26 protein-coding genes are annotated in these 25,563 nt (G+C 61.9%); 14 read left to right on the top strand and 12 right to left on the bottom strand.

The genetic code is table 11. From position 1 onward, the window contains the following. Positions 1-26 precede the first annotated feature (26 nt). Positions 27-1,148, bottom strand: a complete 1,122-nt coding sequence (locus tag LT972_RS13760; RefSeq protein ID WP_232570952.1) for a twin-arginine translocase subunit TatC — start codon at positions 1,146-1,148, stop codon at positions 27-29. A gap of 92 nt (positions 1,149-1,240) precedes the next feature. Here LT972_RS13760 and tatC point away from each other — a divergent pair, with 92 nt between their 5' ends. The 7 genes from tatC (at position 1,241) to LT972_RS13725 (ending at position 10,970) form a co-directional block, all read left to right on the top strand. Continuing rightward, positions 1,241-3,421 (top strand): Sec-independent protein translocase TatC, encoded by a 2,181-nt coding sequence (gene tatC / locus LT972_RS13755; RefSeq protein WP_232570951.1) that lies wholly within the window; start codon positions 1,241-1,243, stop codon positions 3,419-3,421. A gap of 368 nt (positions 3,422-3,789) precedes the next feature. Continuing rightward, positions 3,790-4,338 carry a hypothetical protein gene (locus tag LT972_RS13750; protein ID WP_232570950.1) on the top strand — a complete coding sequence of 183 codons (549 nt, stop codon included), beginning with the start codon at positions 3,790-3,792 and terminating at the stop codon, positions 4,336-4,338. A gap of 3 nt (positions 4,339-4,341) precedes the next feature. After that, the gene (locus tag LT972_RS13745; RefSeq protein WP_232570949.1) at positions 4,342-5,301 is read left to right on the top strand and encodes a tyrosine-type recombinase/integrase; all 960 of its coding nucleotides are present in this window, start codon (positions 4,342-4,344) and stop codon (positions 5,299-5,301) included. 294 nt (positions 5,302-5,595) lie between these two features. Beyond that, positions 5,596-5,919 (top strand): hypothetical protein, encoded by a 324-nt coding sequence (locus tag LT972_RS13740; RefSeq protein WP_232570948.1) that lies wholly within the window; start codon positions 5,596-5,598, stop codon positions 5,917-5,919. Next, positions 5,912-7,114 carry a hypothetical protein gene (locus LT972_RS13735; protein WP_232570947.1) on the top strand — a complete coding sequence of 401 codons (1,203 nt, stop codon included), beginning with the start codon at positions 5,912-5,914 and terminating at the stop codon, positions 7,112-7,114. The genes LT972_RS13740 and LT972_RS13735 overlap by 8 nt, the downstream gene beginning before the upstream one ends. A gap of 1,202 nt (positions 7,115-8,316) precedes the next feature. Further along, positions 8,317-9,441 (top strand): DNA methyltransferase, encoded by a 1,125-nt coding sequence (locus tag LT972_RS13730; RefSeq protein WP_232570946.1) that lies wholly within the window; start codon positions 8,317-8,319, stop codon positions 9,439-9,441. Then, a complete protein-coding gene (locus LT972_RS13725; RefSeq protein WP_232570945.1) occupies positions 9,438-10,970 on the top strand; it encodes a DNA methyltransferase in 1,533 nt (510 codons plus the stop codon). Before LT972_RS13730 ends, LT972_RS13725 begins: the two co-directional genes overlap by 4 nt. Before the next feature lies 1 nt (position 10,971). On the opposite strand, the gene LT972_RS13720 is transcribed toward LT972_RS13725, so the two are convergent. From LT972_RS13720 to LT972_RS13710, 3 genes are read right to left on the bottom strand one after another with little or no spacing between them, the layout of a single operon-like run. Continuing rightward, positions 10,972-11,181 carry a helix-turn-helix transcriptional regulator gene (locus tag LT972_RS13720; protein WP_232570944.1) on the bottom strand — a complete coding sequence of 70 codons (210 nt, stop codon included), beginning with the start codon at positions 11,179-11,181 and terminating at the stop codon, positions 10,972-10,974. Positions 11,182-11,213: 32 nt separating this feature from the next. Beyond that, positions 11,214-12,179 (bottom strand): prenyltransferase/squalene oxidase repeat-containing protein, encoded by a 966-nt coding sequence (locus LT972_RS13715; protein ID WP_232570943.1) that lies wholly within the window; start codon positions 12,177-12,179, stop codon positions 11,214-11,216. Beyond that, entirely contained in the window at positions 12,172-13,572 is a 1,401-nt protein-coding gene (locus tag LT972_RS13710; protein WP_232570942.1) for a hypothetical protein, read from the bottom strand. Before LT972_RS13710 ends, LT972_RS13715 begins: the two co-directional genes overlap by 8 nt. Before the next feature lie 52 nt (positions 13,573-13,624). Between LT972_RS13710 and LT972_RS13705 the strand changes: the two genes are divergently transcribed. The 3 genes from LT972_RS13705 to LT972_RS13695 all read left to right on the top strand — a co-directional run bounded on the left by LT972_RS13705 (position 13,625) and on the right by LT972_RS13695 (position 15,278). Then, positions 13,625-14,161 (top strand): TATA-box-binding protein, encoded by a 537-nt coding sequence (locus LT972_RS13705; RefSeq protein WP_232570941.1) that lies wholly within the window; start codon positions 13,625-13,627, stop codon positions 14,159-14,161. A gap of 228 nt (positions 14,162-14,389) precedes the next feature. After that, positions 14,390-14,566: a ribbon-helix-helix domain-containing protein gene (locus tag LT972_RS13700; RefSeq protein WP_232570940.1), complete on the top strand. Its 177-nt coding sequence runs from the start codon at positions 14,390-14,392 to the stop codon at positions 14,564-14,566. Then, positions 14,556-15,278 (top strand): queuosine precursor transporter, encoded by a 723-nt coding sequence (locus LT972_RS13695; RefSeq protein ID WP_232570939.1) that lies wholly within the window; start codon positions 14,556-14,558, stop codon positions 15,276-15,278. Before LT972_RS13700 ends, LT972_RS13695 begins: the two co-directional genes overlap by 11 nt. On the opposite strand, the gene LT972_RS13690 is transcribed toward LT972_RS13695, so the two are convergent. The 3 genes from LT972_RS13690 to LT972_RS13680 form a co-directional block, all read right to left on the bottom strand. Then, positions 15,275-16,045 (bottom strand): 23S rRNA (uridine(2552)-2'-O)-methyltransferase, encoded by a 771-nt coding sequence (locus LT972_RS13690; protein ID WP_232570938.1) that lies wholly within the window; start codon positions 16,043-16,045, stop codon positions 15,275-15,277. The two genes, LT972_RS13695 and LT972_RS13690, sit on opposite strands and share 4 nt — an antisense overlap. Before the next feature lie 88 nt (positions 16,046-16,133). Then, a complete protein-coding gene (locus tag LT972_RS13685) occupies positions 16,134-16,796 on the bottom strand; it encodes an SOUL family heme-binding protein (RefSeq protein WP_232570937.1) in 663 nt (220 codons plus the stop codon). A 101-nt stretch (positions 16,797-16,897) separates the two neighbouring features. Then, positions 16,898-18,235, bottom strand: coding sequence for a DUF4382 domain-containing protein (locus LT972_RS13680; protein ID WP_232570936.1), 1,338 nt, complete (start codon positions 18,233-18,235; stop codon positions 16,898-16,900). Positions 18,236-18,378: 143 nt separating this feature from the next. Here LT972_RS13680 and LT972_RS13675 point away from each other — a divergent pair, with 143 nt between their 5' ends. Further along, entirely contained in the window at positions 18,379-19,386 is a 1,008-nt protein-coding gene (locus tag LT972_RS13675; RefSeq protein ID WP_232570935.1) for a sodium:calcium antiporter, read from the top strand. A 72-nt stretch (positions 19,387-19,458) separates the two neighbouring features. Beyond that, entirely contained in the window at positions 19,459-20,202 is a 744-nt protein-coding gene (locus LT972_RS13670) for a DNA polymerase sliding clamp (RefSeq protein WP_232570934.1), read from the top strand. A 342-nt stretch (positions 20,203-20,544) separates the two neighbouring features. On the opposite strand, the gene LT972_RS13665 is transcribed toward LT972_RS13670, so the two are convergent. Beyond that, complete coding sequence (locus LT972_RS13665) at positions 20,545-21,213, bottom strand: HD domain-containing protein (RefSeq protein ID WP_232570933.1); 669 nt, start codon at positions 21,211-21,213, stop codon at positions 20,545-20,547. A gap of 30 nt (positions 21,214-21,243) precedes the next feature. Then, the gene (locus LT972_RS13660; protein ID WP_232570932.1) at positions 21,244-21,885 is read right to left on the bottom strand and encodes a protein sorting system archaetidylserine decarboxylase; all 642 of its coding nucleotides are present in this window, start codon (positions 21,883-21,885) and stop codon (positions 21,244-21,246) included. Positions 21,886-21,971: 86 nt separating this feature from the next. On the opposite strand from LT972_RS13660, the gene priL reads away from it, so the two are divergent. Beyond that, the gene (priL, locus tag LT972_RS13655) at positions 21,972-23,054 is read left to right on the top strand and encodes a DNA primase regulatory subunit PriL (RefSeq protein ID WP_232570931.1); all 1,083 of its coding nucleotides are present in this window, start codon (positions 21,972-21,974) and stop codon (positions 23,052-23,054) included. Here priL and LT972_RS13650 read toward each other — a convergent pair whose 3' ends face one another. Then, positions 23,055-23,255, bottom strand: coding sequence for a DUF7472 family protein (locus LT972_RS13650; RefSeq protein WP_232570930.1), 201 nt, complete (start codon positions 23,253-23,255; stop codon positions 23,055-23,057). 164 nt (positions 23,256-23,419) lie between these two features. Here LT972_RS13650 and LT972_RS13645 point away from each other — a divergent pair, with 164 nt between their 5' ends. Beyond that, positions 23,420-24,025, top strand: a complete 606-nt coding sequence (locus LT972_RS13645; RefSeq protein WP_232570929.1) for an SWIM zinc finger family protein — start codon at positions 23,420-23,422, stop codon at positions 24,023-24,025. Between the two features lie 12 nt (positions 24,026-24,037). Here LT972_RS13645 and hjc read toward each other — a convergent pair whose 3' ends face one another. Continuing rightward, positions 24,038-24,463: a Holliday junction resolvase Hjc gene (hjc, locus tag LT972_RS13640; RefSeq protein WP_232570928.1), complete on the bottom strand. Its 426-nt coding sequence runs from the start codon at positions 24,461-24,463 to the stop codon at positions 24,038-24,040. Between the two features lie 111 nt (positions 24,464-24,574). Continuing rightward, positions 24,575-25,561, bottom strand: a complete 987-nt coding sequence (locus LT972_RS13635; protein WP_232570927.1) for an ornithine cyclodeaminase family protein — start codon at positions 25,559-25,561, stop codon at positions 24,575-24,577. Positions 25,562-25,563 lie beyond the last annotated feature (2 nt).

Below are 25,563 nucleotides of genomic sequence, written 5' to 3'. Positions count from 1 at the left end.
CGCGGTTTAAACTGTCGGGCCGGGGCCTAGTTTCCGGTCCACCGCAGGAGCGCGAGCGTCGCCTCGAACAGCGCAATCATCGTGAGCGCGACGATGATGGGGACGACGCCCGTCGGGTCGATGGCGCCGAACGTAAAGGAGATACCCGCGAACGCCGCCCAGAAGAGGAGCCGGCGGTCCTCCAGCCACCGCCGCGTCACCACGCCGAGCATGATGGCGAGCATGATGAACAGCGGAATCTGGAAGACCACGGCGAGATACCCCATCACCATCAGGATGAGGTTGAACGTCGTGCCGAGCGCGAACGCCACGTCCGCCGTGCCCTGCGTGTACCCCTGGAAGTAGTCCATCGTGTACGGCAGGACGATGAAGTACGCGAAGAACACGCCCAGCACCGCCAACACCAGGCTCGTCGGCACCGCGGCGAGGTAGTACCGTCGCTCGTTCTCGTAGAGCCCCGGCCGCATGAACGCGTACGACTCGTAGACGAACGCCGGCAGCGCGACCACGAGGCCCGCGAGACTCGCCACCTTCAGTTGCGTGATGATGAGTTCCAGCGGGTGGTAGACGCGCGGGTCGACGACCTCGTCGCCCGACCCCGGCAACACGTAGTCCCAGATGGTGGTGACGAGCTCCTCCGTGAGCGGGAAGACGACGACGCTCGCCAGCCCCGCGACGGCGATGACGATGGCGAGGCGCTTTATCATCTCCTCGACGTGGACCGCGAGCGGCGCCTCCTCGTCGGTCTCCGGCGCGTTCGCGACCAGCCCGTCGGTTCCCTCCGGCTCGGGCGCGCTCGCCGGGTCGACGACCTCGTGGTCGTCGGGCGACGGCACGTCGCCCTCCGGCTCGTCGGCCTGGTGTTCGTCGTCGGCGAGCAGTTGCGGGTCCGTCGCCGCCGTCTCGCCCTCCCGGAGGCCCGGCGGCTGGAGGTCGGGGCCGTCCCACTCGTCGCCGGCGCCCGATTCCTCGACGCGCCGGGCCGCCGGCGGCAAGTGCGCCCAGCCGGACGGACGGTCCGAGGACGCGCTCTCGGCGCTGTCCTCGCCGTCTCCGACGCGACGGACGGCGGGCTGGAGGGACGTCCAATCGACGCGCGGCTCGCGCTCGCCGACCTCCTCTCGCCCGCCGTCCGGTTCCTCGGCCATTCCTGTACGCCACTTGGCGACGGGGCCGTTATAGGCTTTCTTTTGGCGTTCGACGGGAAGATTGATAATTGCGAGCGGGCAACCCGAACCCAATGAGTGACTCCGGCTCGGACATCGTGGACCCTGGGACGGCCCGCGCCATCAACTCCGGCCGGGAGACCATCGGGGTGTTGCTCGGTTCCGCACAGCGACGCCTCCAGCACGTCTTCATCGCGTTCGTCGTCGGCCTGCTCGGCGGCATCTTCCTGATGCGGCTGTACGTCTGGCCCCAACTCCGGGAGGACCTGCTCGTCGAGAGCGCGTCCGTCATCGCGCAGACGCCGTTCGACGTCATCCTGATGCAGGTGAAAATCGGGCTGTTCGCCGGCGGCGCCGCCGCGATTCCAGTCCTGCTCTATCACGCCAGAGAACCCCTGCAGGAACGCGACATAATCCCCGACGTCAACGTCTCCACGCTCCAGATTCTCGGACTGGCTGCGATGAGCGCGGTGCTCGCCGTCGTCGGCATCGCGTACGCCTACTTCCTGTTCTTCCCGCTGATGTTCGACTTCCTCGCGGGGAACGCCACGGGCGCCGGCCTCGCGCCGAAGTACTCCATCGTGAAGTGGACGGAGTTCATCTTCTTCCTCGCGCTCTCGTTCTCGCTCGCCGCCCAGCTCCCGCTGCTGATGTCGGCGCTGTCGTACTCCGGCATCGTCCCCTACGAGACGTTCCGCGACAAGTGGAAGTACGCCGTCGTCGGCATCTTCGCGTTCGGCGCGTTCTTCTCGCCGCCGGACCCGTTCACGCAGATTCTGTGGGCGGCGCCGCTCATCCTCCTCTACGGCCTCTCGCTGTACCTCGCGAAGGTCGTCGTGACGATGAAACGCGGCCGCGAACACGTCGACGTCAGCGGCGTGTTCCGGGAGCGCTGGAACCGCGTGCTCGGCGCGGGCGTCCTCGGGTTCGCCGCGGGCTACGCGGTCGGGGACTTTGGCGGCGTCGCCGCGTTCAACGACGCCCTCGACTTCATCGGGTCGTCCGTGAACGTCCCGACCGCCGCCGAGGCGTTCGGCGTCGACCCCGCGACCAGTTACCTGATTCTGGGCGGCATCTTCGCCGCGCTCGCGCTCCTCGCCGCGCTCCTCTACTACGTGTACGTCGCCATCGAGCGCGCCGCACAGACCGTCGCCGCGCGCGGCGGCCCCGGCGCCTCCCCGGCGGACATCGACCTCGGCATCCTCGACGCGCCCGGCGTTCGCGCCGCGCCGCCCGAGACGTTCGCGCAGATGAGCGAGGGCGAGGCGCTCGCTGAAGCCCAAGACGCCATGGAGGACGGCGACGACGAGAAAGCCCAGGCGATTTTGAACCGCTACGACCAGGTCCAGGAACGCCTCGAAGCGGAAGCCGAAGCCGCCGCGGAGGGCGAGGGCGAGGACTCGAACCCCGTCCAGTCCACGGCCGCCGGGATGGTGGACGCGTTCACCGAGGAGGAGACCACCGAGGACGACATCGGCGGCTACTACTACGACATCCGCTTTATCTTCGACAGCCTGCGGTCGCGCGCGTTCCGCATCGTCGGGTCGTTCATGGCGCTGCTCGTCGGCATCTTCGGGTGGCTCTACTACGGCGGCTTCGGCGACCTGCGGGACGACTTCATCGCGCGCATCCCCCAGGACGTCCAGCCCGCGGGCACCGTCGACTGGCCCATCACGCTCCACCCGGTCGAGGCGCTCGTCTTCCAGGTGAAGATTTCGACCGTGCTGGCCGCCATCTGCGTGCTCCCGTTGATGGTCTACTACGTGTGGCCGGCGCTCGCCGACCGCGGCTGGGTGACCGGCGACCGGCGCACCATCGCCGTCTGGGGCGGCGGCATCGTCGGCGGCCTGCTCGCCGGGAGTTACGTCGGCTACACGTTCGTCGCGCCCGAGGTCATCTCCTACCTCGTCTACGACGCGCTCCGCGCGGAGATGATGATCAGTTACACCGTCAGCAACTTCGCGTGGACGGTGTTCCTGCTCACCGCCGGTATCGGCCTGCTCGCGGACATCCCGGTGACGATGGTGTTGTTCCACCTCGGCGGCATCGTCTCCTATGACACGATGCGGCGGCGCTGGCGCGTCCCCGTCATCTCGATGTTCGCGTTCGGCGCGCTCGTCACGCCGGACAGCCTCTACACGATGCTCCTCATCGCGCTCCCGATGGTGGCGATGTACTTCGTGGGGCTGGCGATACTGTTCCTCGTGACGCTCGGCGGGCGCCGCGGGCAGTCCGGGACGGCGGTCGGGGAGTAGTCGGTCCGGCGCGGTCCCGCCGGCTATGGTTTTCGACGGCTCCGCTTCGCGTAGCCGCCTTGCCGTCGGCGAATGCGCGAGTTTATATTCTCCAGATATTCTCTAGGGCATATGCCCAAGATATAGTGTCAACTATCCAATACAATTAATATCCTATCAGTCTTAGTATGCTATGTAGAGATGGCTTCAGAAACGCCTTACAGCGGCCGCGCTGTCACGACTATCGACCAGTTCGCTAAACCGACTATTGACGAGGAGGACGATACTTGTCAGAATGATAAGGAATGGTGTGCCGGTCCAGATGGCGACGATCTCCCGTGCTTCGAGTGCTTCGATCCCGAACAGGACTACAACGTGGGGCGGTCAGAATGAACGGCGAGGATCGTCGAAACGAGATCGTCACCCTTGCTGTGTATCCAGACACCAAAGATGAGTGGGAGTCGGCTGCTCAGGACGACCCCGACGCCGATTCACTCTCGCAACTCGTGCGCGTAGCCGTCAATCGATACCTCCACGACCGAGCCAGCGGCTCCAGTGGAGAGGTCTCGCAGGAGATCCACGAACAGCTAACGGAACTGAACACCCAACAGGAGCAACTCGCACAGCACCTCGACGGGATCAAAGGGCAACTCACGGACGTTCGGGAAGCCGTCACCGGCGAGGCGGTTGGACCCGAAACGGAGGCCCTTGCGGACGATATCTTCGAGATGCTTCCCTCGAAGAAGGAGGCCCACACGGAGCCAGTTATTTCCGAAACGGCAGACGGCGTCCCTGCTCCGGAACAGGGATCGATTGAGTGGCTGTCGGAGCGACTCGACGTGCCTCGGTACCAGATACAGGCCGCTCTCGACCACCTACAGGAGACGACGTATGCGGTCAGAGAGACCGACGACGGCCGCTACTACAAGGAGGTGTGATCGATGCCCGAGTTCGAGAACGACCATATGAACCGCTTTCTCAAGCGGGTCAAGGGGATGAAGTCAGCGGGCACGCACGAAGCACGGAAGAACGCGCTCCGCCGATTCAACGAGTGGCTGGAGGAGACGGGATACGAACCGACTGAGATTGGACCGCTCGAAATTGAGGACTTCCTCGCTCACTTGGCGAACAAGGGGTACGCACCCAATTCAATCGACAGCTCTCTGTCCGGTGTTCGCCTGTTCTACAAATTCCTCGACCGGAAGGACGTCATCGAGGAGAACCCGGCCGACGAAATCGACCAGAGTAACCTACGGTCGCTCACGAACGGGACGAAGAAGCACAACGAGGCAGATGTCGTCTACGTCACCGAGGACGAGAAGGAGGCGATGGTCGAACACGCTCCGTCGCCACAACTTCGGAACCGGCTGATCATCCGGCTTCTGTGGCAGACCGGAGTCAGAGGTCACGAACTCGCTGGTATGGAGCTAGAGAATATCGACCGAGAGGAGCGGAGCATTCGGGTCTATTCCAGTAAGACGGACGACTGGCGGACAGTCTACTACCAGCCATCTCTTGATTTCCTTCTCGACCAGTGGATCGATAGCGGGTATCGGGATGCGTATGGGCCATCGACCACGTCCCCGTACCTCTTTCCGAGTCAACGATCAGAGCAGATTTCGAGACAGACGGTCGGGAAGCTAGTGGTTCAGGCAGCCAAGAACGCCGGTTGTCAAGAGCAGATGTACACAGACGCCGGCGGGAAGCCGAAATGGCGAATCACGACACATAGCTTACGGCACGGACACGCTATCCACGCTCTGAAGTCCGGTGTCGACATTCGGACGCTCCAGAAGCACTTGGGCCACAAGAACTTGGATACGACTGAACGCTATCTTAGAATCCTCGACGATGATGTCAAAGATGCTTACCAGAAGTTCGGCGACACGAAATCGGTATAAATTAATCGATTTTTAGATTTTTACACTGCTTAGAGTGTCGAAATGTTAATGTAGGTGGCGAACTGACGCTGTAATACATCAAATGTCACTCTTGGATTTTAGAACGACCGCCCTCGGAGTGTCGAGGACGGTGATGCCGATACCGTAGGTAGGCGGTCGTGGGGTCTCAGGGAAACCTCAGTTGAATCCCGTAGGACCACAAATGAGCCGAACACAGATTGACCGTCCTAAGCGGTCATGGAAGTCGACAGTATCAGGTATTGACTATAGCAGCAAATATGGAGGGGTCCGATCATGAGGATCAATGACCCGGATCCCGAGCTGCTCCAGAACAGAGAAGTTCGGGAAGACCCCGAGATGTTCCCCTGCGAGAAGGAGGTCCGTCTGTACGGCTCCAAGGAAACAGACCGAATGACGATCTCCACCGAAGTCCCTCCCGCTATTAGATGGATTATTGCTCATCCTCTGTGTGAGGTAGACTGGGTTCGCGTTATTGACGGATACATAGTAGCCGCTCACGCAACGATTCCGCGTAGATTAGTCTCAGTCAAATCTGAGCCACGTAAGAGCAACCATTGGAACAGAGTCTTCTCGAAGCCGGAGGTCTCTGATGACTAACCTCGATAGTACAGCTTCTAACCTTGACGCCGTCCTTCAGGATGTCGAGGACGTGTTCGATAAGCGTATCGCGCTCGTCACGGAGGCTGTTCTCTCAACGAAGACGACGTTGCTGCTAGACGGACCGGATAGCTGTGAGGGGATCGCTGTTGTCGGTCCTAGCGGCGCAGGGAAGACTACGGCTCTCGACTTCCTCAAAGGGGCCGAGTTCAACGACGAGGAACTAGTCTACTGGAGCGACGACCTCACCCCCGCCGCGTTCGTAAGTCATGAACCGTCCAAGAATGAGGAGGAGCTAGCAGAGTACGATCTGTTACCGAAGATCCGTCGCAAGTCGCTCGTCAATCCGGATATGGCAGGCTGGTTTAGCGGTAGTTTCGAGCAGATTCGGTCGACGATGGCGACAATCGCCCGAGTGATGGACGGTTCAGGCTATCACCGAGATACTGGATCACACGGCTCGCGTGGCTACGACGGCGACTATCGATTCGCCCTCATCGGAGCGACGACGCCGCTTGACGGCCGGGCTTGGAGTGCTATGGGCCACGTCGGAAATCGACTGGTCTTCCATTACCTGCCACGTAAAGCGAGTCCCCACGAGGTCGCTGTCGATGTGTTTGAGGGGCGTGAATATGGAGAGCAAGTTGCTGAATGCCAAACGGAGGTAATCTCGTTCCTACGTAACGTCTGGGAACACTATGGCGGCTACGGTAGTGTGACGTGGGATTCGGCTGCCCACGGTGAGGTTCGTGATGGGATCGTCTATCTTGCCCATCTTGTTGCGTACTGCCGAGCACCTACTGAAACCGGAACACGAGAAGGAGAACATCGAATTATGAGCAGTCTGCGAAATATCGCCCGCGGGCACGCTCTGTTGTGTGGCCGCGAAGAACTCCAGCTAGACGACGTCCAAGTGTCTAGTCGTCTGGCGTTGAGTACGATGCATAAAGAACGCCGAGGAATCGTTCGTGCTGTGGTTGATCCTGAAACACCGAATCCGATCACGTCCAAGGATCTTAGGACTCACCGCGGGACAGATTCAACGCGCAAGACGTTGCGCAAGCGAATGGATCTACTGGAGACTCTTGGTTTAGGCCAAGTCGTGAAGAAGGACAACGGCAGGAACACGGAGCAGTTCGCCCTCAAAGATGAATTTGTGTGGCCGGACTTCCTCAACTTCCCGGCTTTCGGGTAGGATGTATTAGATAGCTTAACTTAGTAGGATCTTCAGCCACATACGCATCTTTTCTCTGGTATAGTGGTTATTGACTTCTGTTCTGGTCACGGCGACTGTCGATACGCGAGTGGTTGAGGATCTTACTAATTTAGAATATCTAATAGGTCTGGTTACGGACTGGCTCAGCGGGGACTCAATAGAGATCTTAGCTCAGTCGTAGACTGAACTACGTTGGTCTCGCCCGAAAACACGGTCTATGACATATGGCTACCCATTGGAATCGAGCCAACACACTCATAGACTGAGCTACTATCACTCTACAGCGGATAGCAGCGGAGGGACTACCGAGTAACAGTAACGAGCCGGCCCCTCATAGGGTAGGGGTTCTCTGCCAGTTCTAGAACTGCAAAACACCGTTCGGCCACGATTGAGACGACCTCATCAATTCAAGAAAACTGCAGATTTGGGTAATAAAAAACATAAACGCCTGTCCGGATGCCTCTCCAAATAAGGGCCATTTTTGGGATAGTCGAACGGAGTTGAGCAAAACCAACCACACGTTGTCAGTACCGATCTACCTTCTCGCTCAAGTAGTCTATCCTCCGCTGACCCAATTTTTCCGATTAGCCAGAGTGCCCTATCGAGTCGCGTCGATGTCCGATTGTACTCCTCATAGAATAGACTGTTCGTAACACGAACACGCTTGGACGCCCCCGAGTTCCAAGAGTTTCTTAGTCGTCTGAGTATCCTCGTGAACGGCGTCATCCTAACCCGGCATCTGAGATCGAGATACTGTCTAGTATTAAACCCAAATAAGTCACACATCCAATGGGCGTATAACGGCACATGACAGATTGATTTCAAGATTTATAGCGTTCTATATACTAATAGTAGTGGGGAAGCATGGTACAGCCTCGAAAGTCAGAGGCCGCGTGGTAGGAGCACGCGACCACGCTTCCGTGGAGGAAGCACAAATGAGTTTGAACCCACAACAAAAAGGAATACCGTCTGAGCATAACGGCGCGGAGAATACTAGTAAACATCAGATCAAGCAAAAACATCAGCCAGGATTTTCACAGAACATGATATCCCCTCCCTACTGTACAAAACCATCAAATATATTTCAATTTTTGAGCAGCGGCAGTAGTGGAGATAGTGGCTTAGGAAACATTGGGTATATCACGCATGAGGAAGAGAGTAGCCAACACAGAGAGTATAGAATGGAATCGGACCACTTAGATTTCGTCGACTGGCGGTTTGAAGATGCAAAAACAAATAAATTTACACACGACTACCATCCTTACCCTGCAAAATTCATCCCGCAGATCCCGGCGACTCTAATGAAATACTTCTCCGAGAAAGGGGATGTCGTATGGGATCCATTCTGCGGCTGTGGAACTGCAGTTGTCGAGGCGATTCGCAAAGATCGTCACGCAGTCGGGACTGATTTGAACCCTCTTGCCACTCTAATGACACGGTCGAAGGCGACCCCGTTGGAGCCGGAAACTTTGGGTAACAATGTCCGTGACCACCTCGACGATGTCAAACGAGCCCATAACTTCCAAGAAGAGTATGAGGTTCCTGACATCCCAAAACTGGACGGATGGTTCTCGGACAATGCGATCCGCGAGCTGTCCATAATCAAGGGATACATCAACGAGGTTGAGGACGACAGTCTCCAGGACTTCTTCAAAACCGGGTTCTCCAGTATCATCGTCAACGTCTCATACCAGGACAGTAACACGCGGTACACTCGCGTCGACAACGAAATGGAGCCCGGCGAGACCATCCGCAAATACGAGAATAAACTCAACCGGATGGTTCGGGGTATGGAGGACTTCTACAACGACTGCGACGAGAAGTACACTCCGACCGTCTTCTCTCAGGATCTCCGAGAGGACTTTACGCTCGACGAGAAGGCCGATCTCATCATCACGTCACCGCCGTATCCTAACGCCTACGACTACCACCTATACCACAAGTATCGGATGTTCTGGCTGGACATGAAGCCCCGTCAGATGAAACATGACGAGATAGGGGCGCACCTCGTCTACCAGAACCGATCGAAGGAGGAGAACATGGAAACGTTCCGCGAGAACATGACGGCGTGTCTTCGGAATCTGGAGAAGAACACAAAGGAGGGTGGTCGCCTCTGTATGGTCATCGGCGACTCGAAACTGGAAGGTGAAATCGTCCGGAATAACGAGTTGATGAAGGAACTCGCGGAAGACACCGCATTTGAGGTCGAGAAGGAGTTCTTCCGGAACATCGACTCCACCAAGAAGACGTTCAACCCTGAGAACGCACGGGCGAAGAAGGAAGCAATTCTGGTGTTCGAGCGATGAGTGAGAACCAGACCATGCTTGACTACCTCCTCGTCTATCCAGACTACAGTATGTGGAGCTACGAGGAGGACATGTGCGAGGAGATTCTGGAGCAGTACGGCGAAATCTCCGAGAACCCATTCCTCGTCGAGAACGGTCTCAGTCTGAGTACCGAGGCAGAGGTTCCCGAGTACAATCTGGAGACACTCCCGTTCTTTCAGACGGTAAAAAACCAAGAGTCGGGCGAAACTCTCACTCCGCGAGGGCACCAATACGAGCTGACTGAAGTTCCAGAGGGGACACGGAAATCGGCCCGCTATCTCGGACACGGACTACACGAGTATACAGGTAAGTTCTATCCGCAACTCGTCTCTACGATCTTCAGTCTGCTCGACCTTGAAGCAGGAGATACGGTGATGGACCCGTTCTGTGGCAGCGGGACGACGCTCTACCAGGGTCGCCTGGAGTCGCTGAACACAGTCGGCATCGACATCAACCCGTTCTCGGTCTACCTGTCGAGAACAAAGGTCAGCACGCTCGACGTAGACCTCAGCGAGATGCGGGAGTTTTCCTTCTCGTGCAAAACACTCACTAGCGAGGAGTACACCCTTCCGGAACCCGACTATCTCGATAAGTGGTTCGAGGACCCCGTCATCAACCAGGTCCGTGGCCTCCACAGCCAAATCTCTGACGTCCAGAACGATCAGGTTCGACAGCTCCTGTTCATCACGCTGAGTGACCTGCTTCGGACAGTCTCCCACCAGGACGAGGATCAGATCCGGGTACTCCGTGCTGACGAGATTCCGGAGGATGTCGACGTCTACGAGATGTTCGAAGACCGGTTCAACAAGAACGTCAAGCGCGTCGAGGATACGCAGGACTTTAAGACAAAGTTCGATCTCAACGAGGAGACCGTCGTCGAACAGGCGGACGCGACCACAATGGCGGAGGAGACCTCACTCCCTGACATAGACCATATGGTTTGCTCGCCCCCGTATGCAACGGGTCTCCCCTACGTCGATACGTATCGTCTTTCGCTCTTCACGCTGGGACTGCTGGAGAAGAAGGACCGACGCGACCTCGAACGACAGGTCATCGGAAACCGTGAGATCCGCCCGCAGGAGAAAGAAGATCTGGAAGCAGAGTTCCTCGACAACTATGATTCGCTCTGGCTTCCCGACAACGTGAAGGAACTCATCAAGCGCGTCTATGACCTCAACGTTGACGCCGACGTCGGATTCCGTCGGAAGAACAAGGCTGCGCTCCTCTACAAGTACTTCCGGGACATGCGTGACGTCCTGGATCAAGGGCACCAGATGCTTCCCGAAGGAGGGAACTTCGTACTCGTGGTCGGTCGAAACACCACCAAAGCTGGTGACGACAAGGAAGTCGTCGAGATCCCGACTGATGACTTCCTCTACGACATTGGCGAGATGGTTGGATACGAGAAGGCGAATCTGGTCGAGAAGAGCCTCAACTCAACTGCAATCGGCGAAGTCCACAGTAAGAACGCAATCCAGGAAGAGAAGATCCTGTTCCTGGAAAAGTAGCCTACTCGATCTCCGACTTCCCTTTCTCCGTCAGAGAAAATATAGTCCGACCTGACTCCTCACCAGACTGCTCGATGTATTCCGCTTCCTCCAGGTCGTCCAGATGGGAGTAGACCGTTTGAGGCGTGAGGTCCAACTCGTCAGCCAAGTTGTATCCCCACGTAGATTCCTGGCCAATTCGCTGAAGAATCTCCCTCTTGGTCTCCCTCATGACACCCAGATTTGTCCATATTTCGTTTATACCTATTGTACGAGTGAGGGCGTGAGGAGAACCATCATATGCTCCAGCGGGGTGTACGTCCGACCGAACGGGGCTTCGAACTCACGTGCGTTGACGTCAACACCGAACCCTTCCTCGTCTTCCGTCCCAGCGATGAAGTCGATGAACTCACCAGTGTCGTAGCTGAATCGAGAGTCGGTCTCGCTGGCGATATGGTAGGCATAGAAGCTGCTGAAAAGGTGCGGTGGGTTCTGGTCGCGCCACGTTCGGTGGTCGCTCCCTGCATGTTCGTCGGTCTTGTCACTGAGGCGGTACTCCCGAAACCCACCGTCCTTCTGTAGGTCACCAAGTCGCTCGGCTTCTTCATCGGTGAGTGCCGGATCGATATCGAGGTGCTTCCGAATCCGCCACGAGTAGTAGATGGGCGTGAGGAACTCGTTCTCGTCGAGTTCGGCCACGATTGGATCCGTGTCGACATTGTCGGTCAGGAGGAGCCCCAATAGAACCTGCTGGCGGAGCTCTGAGTCGAATCGGTACTCGGGAATGGTGTTCGACCACTCCTCGTTATAGATGTATCCGTCGTCCTGCTGGGAAGCGACGAAGGTGTCGACATCCACTCCAGATGAACGACCGAGGAGACCGAGAGTTTTGACCGCATAATACGTCGAATAGATGTCTGGCTCCCGGTCCGCTCGCCATCCTTCCATCTTCTCTTCGGGCACAGGGCAGTAGCCGCCACCGACCTGCAATTCCGACAGATACGACGGCACTCGGTCTGAGAGGGGGCTGTGGTCAACTCCGAGCATCTCGCATGCCCCGATGGTGAAGAACATATCCGGCAGTGGGATCCATCCGGTCGACCGTCTGTCAACGACGCCCTGGTAGAACTCGACTACGGTGTCGAGGCTGTCTCGGCCAAACGTGTCGACAAAGGCGGACTGATCGAACTCTGCGTCGAAACCAAAGTGCTGAGCGAATGTATTACTCATCCTTGCTCACCTCGTAGTGCTCGACGCGCTCAGGATAGAATGCGAGATCGTTCATTAGCGCGAAGAAGAGGACTGCTGGCGAACTGGAGAAGGCAATGTGCCACCGTGGAATGCCTGCGCCAGTCAGCTCGATGTGACTGAAGAACTGCTCGATCTCCCCAAGAGCAGGGAACGTCTTGATGCCCCACTTCTTGATTCCCTCTGCGACTTCGAACGAGCGGGACTTGCCCTGTCCCTTCGTCCCGCTGCGAAGTACTGGAGCACCGATCTTCTCGGCGGCGTTCCCAGTCTCGTACATATACTGGCTCCCGATCTTCACCTTCCAGTAGTTAAGAAAGTCGTCGAAGTCTTCGCACACGGAATTGAAGCCATCAATCAGGATTTCTAGTTCCTCGTTCTCTGTCGAAACGAATTCGATGGAGAGGCTAGTATCAGACGGTTCCTCGTAGAAGGAAACTAAGACCTCCTTCGGTGTCCCTCCTTCAGCCATATAGAGGCCCGCGATATACAGGAAATGCGGTCCGATCTCGGCTACCGAGTGGACATCGAATGTCTGTCCATAGGGCTTCCGGAGCGTCGTCACGCCGTCGTAGTTCTTCTCGATTTTGTACTGCCGGAGCTTGCCCGAGCCAGTGTAGTACTGACATGTCTCGGCATTCTCGACGTAGTCAGGGATGTTAATTTCGTAGGCGGAGAGATCGGAGGGATTGTCGTTCCATTCGAGCCAAGGATCATCGCTCGGATACGATTGCAAGTCATCTGAGAGTGTCGCTGTGACGCCTTCTATCAGTTTGAGGATGATAGGAAGAAATGGCTTAGAGCCACGGAGGTCGATAAGATCCTCGCGGCTGGACTGTCCTGCCTTACGAGCCCCTTTTACGTCGCTAACAGTGGCAGTGACGCTGTCAACATGCATCCCTCGGTCTTCCAGCATCTCCCACACCTCGTCGATGAGATACTGTTTCTTCTTTTCCAGCGGTTCGCCGTCGTGGTCCATCGCCTCCAGCTCGGCCTGCATCTCGTCCGATTCGAAGAACAGGCTATCTTCGGTGATGTGGTAGGTGACGTCGAACTCGTGACCGAAGAACTCGACCATCTCGTCGTAGGCGTGCTCCATGATGTCGATGCTCTTCTGACCGAATCCGACGGATCCGGTCTTGTCACCGTCGCCTCCATACAACCCGAGGAAAATCAATAGTGAGGGGTCGAGTTCGTGGTATCGGTCGAATTCGACTGCTTTGTTCCCTCCCTTTACTCGGAGCCTTCCACTTGCGGTCTCCGTTACCGTATACTCTTGGGAGTAATCACGAGTCCGTCCGGCGTCGTGCAACTGCCCGACGATCTCCTCGTCGGACAACAATGTTTTAAGATCAACTTGACCAAGACCGACCATACCATATCGCATTAAGAGTGGTCGGATATATCTTCCTCTACGAAACATTAGGATGGTCGAGATCGTTAACGTCGTGGGATCTGGCGATTTGGGCATCGAAATTGACCTACAGGAACTCGCTGCAGACATTCCTCTGGCTGAATACGATGATAGCCACCGACCTGCGCCGCCGACTATACAGATGCGGACAGGCAACTCGTTAATTCTCGTCTACCGAACAGGGACCTACGCGATTCGAGGTGGCGAGTCAATAGAAGATATCGAGGAGGCGCGGGACCATCTACTGTCTATCTTGGTAGACCTCAGTCTCATCGAAGACATCAACGATCCCAACTTCGCCATCCGCAACGTCGTCTGTGTCGGGAACCTTGACCAAGACATTGACCTCAATGCGATGGTTGTCCGACTTGGGTTCGAGGATACAGAGTACGAACCCGAGCAGTTCCCCGGTCTGGTCTACCGACCTGAATACACCAACTGTGTCCTTCTCATCTTTGCGAGCGGGAAAGTGGTCATCACCGGCGGTCGCAGTAAGAAAGATGCAGAGATGGCGTTTGAGTCTCTCCAGGCTGAGATCGAAACCTTCTGACACGCTTCTAAAATGATTAGATACTCTCTTTTTGAATGGTAGTGGATGGAAATAATTCATGGGGTCTTGAATTGAATCTACTGTTGTGATGTACAGCCGACGAACGGTGTCTTTTAAGTTGAGTGCTCTGAATATTCTTAAGAGAATACTATGCGAGCACTTCGACTGCGAGAGTGTGATACAGTCCACCGGATAAGGATAATAGAGTCTCAAGAAGGTGAGTGAGTTATGCCCAAGATAAGCGTCGAAGTTCCCGAGGAACTCCTCGAGGACTTGGACGACCACGTCGGCGACGACGGGAAGTTCGTGAACCGAAGCGACGCCATCCGCGCGTCCATCCGGAAAACACTCGACGTGCTCGACGACATCGACGGCCGACAGGGCCGCCTCGACGATGACGAGTGAGGACCGCCTCGCGGCCGGCCGCGTCGTCCTCGTCGGCCTGTTCGTCACCTCTCTGGTCACTGCCCAACTCACGGCGTCGAAGATTCTCATGTTCCAGTTGCCCTTCGGCCTGAGTCTCCCGCACACCGGGAGCGCGCTCGTGATGCCGGGCGCCGCGCTGGCGTACGCGCTGACGTTCTTCGCGTCGGACTGTTACTCCGAACTGTACGGCCGCCGGGCCGCGCAGGTGATGGTGAACGTCGGGTTCGCGATGACGCTCGTGATGCTCGGGCTGGTCTACACCACCATCGAGGCGCCCGTCGCGCCGTTCTCCCCGGTCGGCCAGGAGCAGTTCTCGCGGGTGCTGTGGTCGTCGGCGAACGTCGTGGTCGGCAGCCTGCTCGCGTACGTCGTCAGCCAGAACTGGGACGTGCTCGCGTTCCACGCGCTCCGCGAGCGCACCGACGGCGCCTACCTCTGGCTCCGCAACGTCGGCTCCACGGCGACCAGCCAGGCCATCGACACGGTCATCTTCATCACCGTCGCGTTCTGGGCGGCGCCCACGTTCTTCGGCGTCGGCACCGCGAACTCCCTCGACCAGATTCTCGGCCTGCTCGTCGGCCAGTACGTCCTCAAACTCCTCATCGCCGTCCTCGACACGCCGTTCGTCTACGGCGTCGTGGGCGCGTTCCGCGACCGCGGGCTCGCCGCACCGAACCCCGCGAGCGACTAGTCGCGGCGCTCCGCGAAGCCGTAGTTCGGCTTCACGTCAGTCACTTCAACTTCGACCGTCTCGCCGGCGTCCGCGTCGCCGACGAACAGCGTGTACCCCTCGACTTTGGCGATGCCGTCGCCCTCGTCGCCCTCGTCGGTGATTTCCACGTCGAGGGTGTCGCCCTCGGCGACCGGCGCGTCCACGCGGTTCTTCGCGACGACGTACACCTCCGAAGACGAATCGCGGGAGGCGTCCGGCGTGTACGTCCGCGCGAACGCGAACTCGTCTTCCACGTCCGCGAGGAAGCCCTCGAAGTCCTGCCCGTCGAAGACCTTCACGACGAAGTGCCCGCCGTCCACGAGCACCTCGCGGGCCGTGTCCAGCGCCTGTCGCGCGAGGTGGACGGAGCGCGCGTGGTCGAGGTTGTACTCGCCGGTCATGTTCGGCGCCATGTCGGAGACGACCACGTCCACGCCGTTCGCGGCGTCCCGGATGCGCTCTCGGGTTTCCTCCTCGGTCATGTCGCCGCGAATCGTCGTCACGCCCGCCTCCGTCTCGAAGTCGCTGATGTTCTGGAAGTCGACGCCGACGACCTTCCCGCGCGCGCCGACCTCCTCGGCGGCGACCTGCAGCCACCCGCCCGGCGCCGCGCCGAGGTCGACGACCGTCGCGCCGCCGAACAGCACGCCGAACTCGCGGTCTATCTGCTTGAGTTTGTACGCCGCCCGCGAGCGGTACCCCTCCTGCTTGGACTTGTTGTAGTAGTGGTCCTTGCGGTTCCCCATGGTCAGTTACCCGAAGCGAGGGCGCGAGAACTGAAAATCCCGTCGCTCCCCGCCCGAAATCGGCGTCTGGATGCCGAGCGCCCCGAACTCAGTCCTCCCGCACGGGCACCGCCACCTCGTTCGTGCGGAGGAACGGGAGCGTGCCGGGCGCATCGTACCCGAGGAAGAACGGTTCTCCCGTCGGCTCGACGCCGTGGTCGTCCAGCGTCGCCAGCAGGCGTCGCTCCTGTTCGGCGACGCGGCCGTCGGTCGGCCACCACGAGAACGTCCGCACGGCGAGCGTGCGGGGCGCCTCGGTCACGAGCTCGACCTTCGGATTCGTCGGCACTGGGGCTGTCTCCGGGCCGTACTCGGCGGGCAGGTAGAACGCCATCGTCACGTCGCCGTCCGTCTCGTCGGTGCGGACGGGCGCGGTCATCGGGACGCGATTGCCGCGACGCACGCGCACCGGCGCCGTCATCGACACCTCGGCCCCCTCGGTGCGGACTGGCGCCGTCATCTCGACCTCGCGCTCGCCCTCGTTCTCGCCGGAGATGTACGCGAACAGCCGCGAGAACGCCTCCCGGGACGTGGGCGCCGTCGTCTCGACGAGCACCGACGCGGGATACCGACGCAGTTCCACGCCGTCCAGCGACAGCACCGGCTCGTAGGCCACGCGGTCGGTGTGCCGGGAGTTGTACGTGGCGAACGCGACGCCCGCGGCGACCGCGAGCCCCACGGCCCCGGCCGCGAGTTTGGTAACAGTGCGCATACGAAGGCGTAGGCCGGCGACCGGAATAAGCGTTCAGTCGCCCGCCGATTCAGAGAAGAGAGCCGCCGTACCGGCCGCGAGCGCGGCCGTCAGTGGAGCGTCTAGTTCGCCGCCGCGACCGTCGACGCGTCGACGGTCACGGTCGTGCCGTTGCCCTCGACGGTCACCTCGGCGTCGGTGCTCACGTCCGCGGGCACGGTGAACGTCAGTTCGCCGTCCGCGTTCGTCTCGCCGACGACCTCGCCGTCGACGCGCACCTCGGCGTCCGCGACGGCCTCGCCGTCACCGTCCGTCGCGAACACGGTGACGTTCTCGCTCGCCGCGAACGACCCCTCCAGGGTCACTGCAAGGTCCGCGGTGGCGTTCCGGTTCTCCGTCTCGTCTTCCTCGTCGCTGTCGTCGCTGCCGTCGTCGCCGTCACCGAGTTCGAGTTCGAGCTCGCCTTCGGCCTCGCCGTACTGGCTGTCCTCACCGGTCTCGATCTCGAGTTCGAACTCCTCGGCGTTCTCCGGCACCTGCACGGTCGCCGTGCCGTTCGCGTCCGTCGTCACGGTGACCTCCTCGTCACCGACTTCGACGTTCGCGGTGGCGTTCGCCACGGCTTCGCCGTCCTGCGTGACCTTCACGGTCGCGTTCTCGCCGGCGGTGACGTTTCCGAGCACGGACACGTCGAGTTCGGCCTCGGCGTCGCCCTCACCCTCGTCGTCGACGTCCACGATGGGGACGTCCGTCCCGGACTCGCTGGCGACCGGCTTCAGGATGTACTTCCCGGAGTTGCCGGCCTCGAAGACCGTGATGTCGAACACGAAGTCGACCTCGCTCTCGCTGTCGACCTCGAAGTCCTTGTTCAGGTGGAGCTTCTGGGACGGCAGTTTCACGTTCACCTGCTCGCCGGACTTCAGCGTCCCGTTGACCTCGCCCACGTACACGAACACCTTCTCGTACTCGCCCTCGGGCACGCTGATGTTCCCGAGTTGCGTGGCGTTCGCGCCGCGGAGTTCCGTCAGGTCGACGGTGCGCTCGTCGACGTCGCGCTCGACCCACGAGGACTCATTCTCGGAGTCCGTGTCGGAGTCCGAGTCGTCAGCGCCCGAATCGCCCTCGGACTCCTCGACCTCGGTCGTCTCCTCGGTCTCCGTCTCGTTCGTCTCCGTCTCGTTCGCGTCCGCGTCGTCCATCTCCGTCGTCTCGTTCACCTCGCCGGACGCGGTGCCGTTCGCCTCGGCGTCCGCGTCGGCCTGCGCGAACCCGACCGACGTGATGGTCACGTTCAGGTGTTCGAAGTTGTCGATGGCGTTCGGCTGGTCGCTCACGTAGAACTGTACTGTACCACTGTCGGCCGACTGCGAACCGCCGGCGCCCGGCCCCGCGATGCTCCCGGCGCACCCGGCGAGCAACACCAGACCGGCCACCAGCAGCGTCGGAACGGTTCGGCTCATTGCACTCGGGGCCAAGCACGCTACCCACCTAAAAGGGCCAACCCCTAAAGGCGGATTTCCGGGCTCACGCGCCGAATTAACCCCGATTAAATCGCGTTAACGGAACCGCAAACCGTTTCCTCGGCCCGTTCGTCGCCAGCGGTATGCTCCGCGTCGCCGGCGCGCTCGCGGTCGCCGCAGTCGCCACCGCCGTCGTCTGGGTCGGCGGCTCCAAACTCGAACAGTCGGCGGACGACCTCGCCACCCACTACCACCTCCCGCCAGTCGTGCAGGGCGCGGTCATCGCCGCCGTCGGCTCCAGTTTCCCCGAACTCTCCAGTGCCGTCCTCGCCACCTACCTCCACGGCGACTTCGCGCTCGGCGTCGGCGCCATCGTCGGGTCCGCCATCTTCAACATCCTCGTCATCCCCGCGGCGTCCGCGCTCGCCGCCGACGGCCCCCTCGACTCGAACCGCGACCTCGTCTACAAGGAAGCCCAGTTCTACATGCTGTCGGTCGCCGTCCTCCTGCTCACGTTCGCGTTCGCCGTCATCTACAACCCCACCACGGGGCTCTCCGGGACGATTACGCGCCCCCTCGCGCTCATCCCCGTCGCGCTCTACGGGCTCTACCTCTTCGTCCAGTACCAGGACACCGCCGACCACCGCGCCGGCACAGAGGCCCCCACCGGGAGCGTCGCCCGCGAGTGGGCGGTCCTCGCCGGCAGCCTCGCAATCATCCTCGTCGGCGTCGAAGCGCTCGTGCAGGCCGCGCTCACGCTCGGTGACGCCCTCGGCACCCCCGCGTTCCTCTGGGGGCTCACCGTCGTCGCCGCCGGCACCAGCCTCCCCGACACCGTCGTCAGCGTCCGCGCTGCCCGCGACGACAACAGCGAGACCAGCCTCGCGAACGTCCTCGGGAGCAACGTCTTTGACCTCCTCATCGCCGTGCCAGCGGGCGTCCTCGTCGCCGGCAGCACCGTCGTCGACTTCGAGTTCGCCGCACCGATGATGGCCGTCCTCGTCGCCGCCACCATCGTCCTGTTCACCGTCACCCGAACCGACCTCGAACTCACCGACCGCGAAGCCTACACCCTCCTCGCGCTCTACGCCACGTTCGTCGTCTGGCTCGGCCTGGAAACTCTCGGCGTCACGAACGTCATTCCGACGTAGGGCGCGGCCCCTCTCACGCGCGCGCCCGTGTCGGGGCCTTTTTACGGGCGGCTTGCGTAGCGACTGCCAATAATGTTCAAGGCGATCGTGAGCGCCGACACGCTCCGGGACACGCTCGACTCCGTGAGCGTGCTGGTGGACGAGTGTAAGATCCACCTCGACGAAGACGGCCTCTCCATCCGCGCCGTCGACCCCGCGAACGTCGGCATGGTCGACCTCGACTTGGGTGCCGCCGCGTTCGAATCCTACGAAGCCGACGGCGGCGTCATCGGCGTCAACCTCTCCCGACTCGAAGACATCGCCGGGATGGCCGACGCCGGCCAGCTCGTCCAACTCGAACTCGACGAGGAGACCCGCAAGCTCCACATCCAAATCGACGGCCTCGAGTACACGCTCGCGCTCATCGACCCGGACTCCATCCGCCAGGAACCCGACATCCCGGACCTCGACCTCGCCGCGCACGTCGTCATCGAGGGCGCCGACATCGACCGCGCCGTCACCGCCGCCGACATGGTCTCCGACCACATCGCACTCGGCGTCGACACCGCCGACGAACAGTTCTACGTCGACGCGGAGGGCGACACCGACGACGTCCACCTCGAACTCGACCGCGACGACCTCATCGACCTCGACGCCGGGAACGCCCACAGCCTGTTCAGCCTCGACTACCTCAAGGACATGAACAAGGCCATCCCGAAGGACGCAGAGGTCGAACTCGAACTCGGCGACGAGTACCCCGTCAAGATTCACTTCGACATCGCGGAAGCCCAGGGCCACGTCACCTACATGCTCGCGCCGCGGATTCAGTCCGACTAGGTACCTTTTGCTGCGCTCGGTCGCTTCGCTTCCTCGCTGGCAAAAGCTACGCTAAAAGCACTCCTCCTTCCCGTCACGCCCTTCGGGCGTGGTGGTCAGTCGTCGGCCTCCGCTCACTCACTGCGTTCGTTCGCGGAGTGAACCGCTTCGCTCGGGCTCTCCGAGCCTCTCGCTCGCGGATGCTCTTCCCATCGGCTGCGTAGGTTCAAGTAGCAGGCCGGGACCAACCGGTCGCGTGACGTAGCCCGTGGGCAGGTCCGGTCGAGGCGGGAGCGCGGCACACCGGCCTGTCGAGGAACGCGCCGCCTGCTCGACTCTCTCGGCCGTAACAGCCGCTGGTACCTACGCTTCGCCGTACCACTCGCTCTCGAAACGCTCGGCGAACTCCTCGAGGAAGGCGTGGCGCTCGGCCGCGATTTCCCTCCCGGCTTCCGTGTTCATGTTCTCGTGGAGGCGGAGCAGTTTCGAGTGGAAGTGGTGGTACGTGCTGCCGGGCGCGTCGTCGTCGATGCCCGCGTCCTTCTCGTAGGCGTCCTCGTCGCCGGGGAGCGGCCGGTCCGGTGCCCACATGAGGTTGTCGTGGGCGCCGCCGAACTGGAACGCGCGAGCGACGCCGACGGCGCCGATTGCGTCGAGGTTGTCTGCGTCCTGCAGGACTTCGGCCTCGACGGTCTCGGCGTTCGCGGGGTCGTCCTCGAAGCCGTACTCCTCGTGGACGGCGACGCAGTGACACACCGGGTCGACGATTCCTTCCGGGGCGTCTGCCTCGGCGAGGATGTCCCGCACCTCCGACAGCGTCTCCTCGGGGTGCGTGAAGCCGTCGCCGCGCACGCGGTGGAGGTCGTGGACGAGCGCCGCGGCGCCGACGACGCGCTCGTCTGCGCCTTCCTCGCGGGCGATTCGGGTGCCGAGGCGGTGGACGCGCCACGCGTGGTGCATGTCGTGACCGGACGCGTCGCCGTCGAGGTGCGCGGCCATCTCGTCGGCGACTCGGTCGTGGAGGTCGCTCATGCGTCTACGTCCCGCAAGTCGCCGTAAAAATCACTCGGCGCCGCCGTCGAGGGCCACGTCCGGGTCGCCCTCGGTGCGCTGCCGGCGCGCGAGCACCGTCTCGCCCGCCTGCACCGTCTCGCCGTCTTCGACGAGCACGTCCTCGCGGTCGTACCGCTCGGGGAGCACGAGGTCCACGCGACTCCCGAAGGAGATGTGGCCGATGCGGTCGCCGCGCGCGAGTTCCTCGCCCGCCTCGACGTAGGGATGGATGCGACGCGCGAACGCCCCCGCGATGAGCACGACCTCGTAGTCGCCGCAGTCGACGTGGACGCGCTCGTTGTGCTCGGACTCCTTGTCGAACGCGGGGCGGTGACCGCCCGGCTCGTGGGTCACGTCCTCGACGGTGCCGTCGAGCGGTGCGCGGTTGACGTGGACGTTGTGGACGTTCATGAACACGCCCACGCGCACTCGGTCGCCCTCCTCGCGAATCACCGAAACCTTGCCGTCGGCCGGCGAGACGGCGCCCCACTCCGGGGGCGGCGAGCGTTCGGGGTCTCGGTGGAACCACGCGACGAACCCGGCGAGCGCGAACCCGAGGACGCCCCACAGCGACGAAATGGCGAGCAGCGCGGCGCCGACGACGGCGGGCGGGAGGAGGTACTTGAACTTCCACGAACCGCGAGCGAGCATACCCCTACCGTGGACGGCCAGCCGGGATAGCGCTTCGGTCGGGAAGCCGGGGCGTTTATCGGCGTCCACTCGCTACGGTGGAATCGATGAACGCGCGCCACGCCCGCTACCCGTTCCTCGGAGACGCTCGCGCCGCCGTCCAAGAGGCGGGTGTCGACCTCGCTCGCGTCGTCGACGAGGACGACGCCGTCGTGGAGCGCGCCCGAGAGCGCGTCGTCGGCGCGCTCACGGACGGCGCGATTGGCGAGCAGGGGAGCAACGTCAGCAATCGCGTCGAACTGCTCTCCTATCCGGTGGCCCGGGTGCTCGTCTCTGTCGTGGACGAGAACGTGCTCGTGCGGAAGTACGCCGAGGCCGAGGCGAAGGCGGCCCACGAGCGGTTCACCGCCGACGAGACCGACGAGTCGGAACTCAAGAGCGTCGGCGACGACGGCAGCCTCTCGCGGGCCGACCTGCTCCGCGAGTTCGACCTGACGAGTCACGTCCACGCCACCAGCGAGGGCTACGACGTGGCCGTGCCGACGTACCTCCTGCTGTCGTCGTCGCTGCGCGGCGACGAGTGGCGGCTCGTCAACCGCGCGCTCGACGACGGGCGCGTCCCGGTCAGCGAGTCCGAACTCGACGCGCTGCTCCGGGAGGCGGTCCGTGAGCGCGTCGCCGACGACCTCCCGATGAACGTCCCGGACGCCATCGCGGACGCGCTGGAAGCGCCGGCGACCGCCGTCCGCGACGTGCTCGCGGACATGGACCTCACGCGCGAAATCGACACCGTCGTCCCGGAGTTGTTCCCGCCGTGCATGAAACACCTCTTAGACCAGGTCCAGCGCGGCGAACATCTCCCGCACCACTCCCGGTTCGCCATCACCTCCTTTTTGGCGAACATCGGGCTGACGACCGACGAAATCGTTGATATCTACGCGGTGAACCCGGGGTTCGGCGAGGAGATGACGCGCTACCAGACCGACCACATCCGCGGTGACTCCAGTCCCACCGAGTACACCGCGCCGTCGTGTGCGACGATGAAGGCCTACGGCGACTGCACGAACCCCGACGACCTCTGTGACGCCATCAACCACCCGCTGTCGTACTACGAGGTGAAACTGGACGACGGCGAGGACGAAGACTTGGAAGACTGGCGCGAGCGAGAAGAGCGCGAAGCGGACGCCTGATTACTCTTTCGTGGAAATCCAGTAGCCGACGCCCGCCATCACGAGGATGAACGCGACGATGGCGGTGACGACCACGTACGCACCCGTCTCGCCGAAGTTGTCCGCAGTCATCGTCGCGCCGGCGACGAGGATACCGACGAAGACGAGCGCGGAGAGTATCGCGATGCCCGCTTCGACGCGGGTATCGAGCACTTTTGACATTGGGCGTGGCTTTCGCCGGCCGCCGCAAAAGCGCTTCGAAGCCGCCGTCAGCAGTCGAACCGCTCGACTCGGCGGCGGGGACGCTGGCATCGAACTACGCGCCGAGCGTGCTTCAACCGCTCGGATTGGCGGTGTTTAGGCGTCTCGGGCGCGTAATCGAGGGTATGACGCCTGCCGCGTCGCCATCGAGTGACGGCCGGTCGCGGCGCGCCCGCGAGGAGCCGATGCGCGTCTCCGCGCTCGGCGACAGTCGGTACGAGGTCGCCACGGCGCCCGGAAACGTCTACGAGGTCGACTTGGACGCCGGGCGGTGTGCGTGCCCCGACCACCAGTTCCGGGGTGTGCGCTGCAAGCACCTGCGTCGCGTCGCGCTCGAAGTCACCGCGGGGAACGTTCCGGCGCCCGGCGAGCGCGCCGCCGGCTGTGCGGCCTGCGGCGACCTGTGTTTCGTCCCCGAGGCCGACCCCGACCCGGTGTACTGCGGGGACTGCACGCTCGCGCCCGGCGAAACCGTGGTGGACCGCGAACTCGGGAAACTCGTCGTGGTCGTGGAGACGACCGACCGGCGCGCCGACGAGGTCGAAATCGCGGGTCGCGACTGGACCGTCGCGGAGCACCACTCGAACCGCGACTACGACCCGCGGGACGTGGTCGTCGACGTCCTGTTCCCGCTCGGACGCGGCGTCTCGCCCGAGGACGTGACACCCGAGAAATTGAAGCGCTACTCGTTCCCGCGGGGTCGGCTCCGCCGACCGCAGAAGGGACAGTAGTCGCCGAGTGCGTCAGTAGTCGTCGAGACCGGTCTTCTCGGATTCGCCGGTGAGTTCCTCGATGTCCGTGCCGTCGGCGAGCGCTTTCTCTTTTTTCACGCGGTAACTCCCGGCGTCCGTCGTGTGGAGGTCGGCGGGGTGGAAGAAGTACCAGTCCTCGCGGTCGAAGCGTACGCCGATGCGGGGTTTCGCGCCGAAGTTCTGCGCGAAGTAGACGAGCGCTTCGACCTCCTCGCCGGTGAGGTAGATGGGGTCGCCGGCGCTGGACTTCGCCTCGACGGCGTAGAACACGTCGCCGTCGCCCGCGAGCACGTCCGGGAGTTCGCGGTCCGTCGCCGCGCCCGACGCCGGCGCGCGCATCACCGCGAATCCGCGCGCGTCCAGTTCGTTCACGAGTTCGCGCTCGCGTCGATTCCCCTTCGCGTTCGAGTTAGACATGGTCGCCTCCGGCGCGTCGCCCACTCGCAGTCATTGCCGGGGCTACGGCGCGGGGGGCATAAGGGGTTGCGCCACGCGGACGCCGGGACGCGAGCGAGAACAGCCGCCGGCTCAGACGCCGAGCAGGTCGAACTCGTAGCCGTTGTCGTGTTCGTCGGCGTGCTCGTAGACGACGTGGGCGGCGGCCACGTCCTGAATCGCGAGGCCCGTGGAGTCGAAGACGCTCACGCCGTCGTCGGCGGTGCGGCCCTCCTTCGCGTCGGTGACGATTTCGCCGATTTCGCCGTAGATGTCGTCGTCGTCGAGGACACCCTCGTGGTACGGGACGTTGATTTCGCCGGAGTGCGTGGTCTGGGCGTGGTCGTCGATGACGAGTTTGCAGTCGAGCAGCACCTCGTCGGCGATTTCGTGTTTGCCCTCGGCGTCGGCGCCCATCGCGTTGACGTGCGTGTGCTCGCCGAGGTCGTCGGCGGACACGATGGGGTCCTCGACGGGCGTCACCGTGGACAGCACGTCGCAGTGCCCGGCCTCGCTGATGGAGCCTGCGCGCACGTCGAAGCGCCCGGAGAAGAAGTCGACGTACTCCTCGACGGCCTCGTCGTCGACGTCGCTCACGACGACCTCCTCGATGTCGCGGACCTGCGAGATGGCTTCCAGTTGCGTGTACGCCTGCACGCCGGCGCCGACGACGCCGAAGGAGGTCGCGTCCTCGACGGCGAGGTGGTCGGTCGCGACGGCGGCCGCCGCGCCCGTGCGCTTCATCGTCAGTTCGGTGCCGTCCATGATGGCGAGCGGATAGGCGTTCTCGGGGTCCGAGTACACCATCGTCCCCATCACGGTCGGCAGGTCGAAGTTGTCGGGGTTGTCCGGGTGGACGTTCACCCACTTGATGCCGGCGGCGTCCCAATCGCCGGCGTCCAGGTAGGCGGGCATCGACCGGAAGTCGCCGTTGTACTGCGGCAGGTCGATGTAGGACTTCGCGGGCATCTGGGCGTCACCGGTCTCGTACGCCGCGAACGCGTCCTCGATGGCCGAGATGAGTTCCGCCATCGGCGTGTTCTCGTGTACGTCGTCCTTGTTCAGCAGCAGCGTGTCCATAC

Origin of the sequence: Halobacterium litoreum, assembly GCF_021233415.1 — an archaeon.
Lineage (GTDB): Archaea > Halobacteriota > Halobacteria > Halobacteriales > Halobacteriaceae > Halobacterium > Halobacterium litoreum.
The sequence above is the reverse complement of the archived record's forward strand: the minus strand, read 5'-3'. Positions and strand labels throughout refer to the sequence as shown.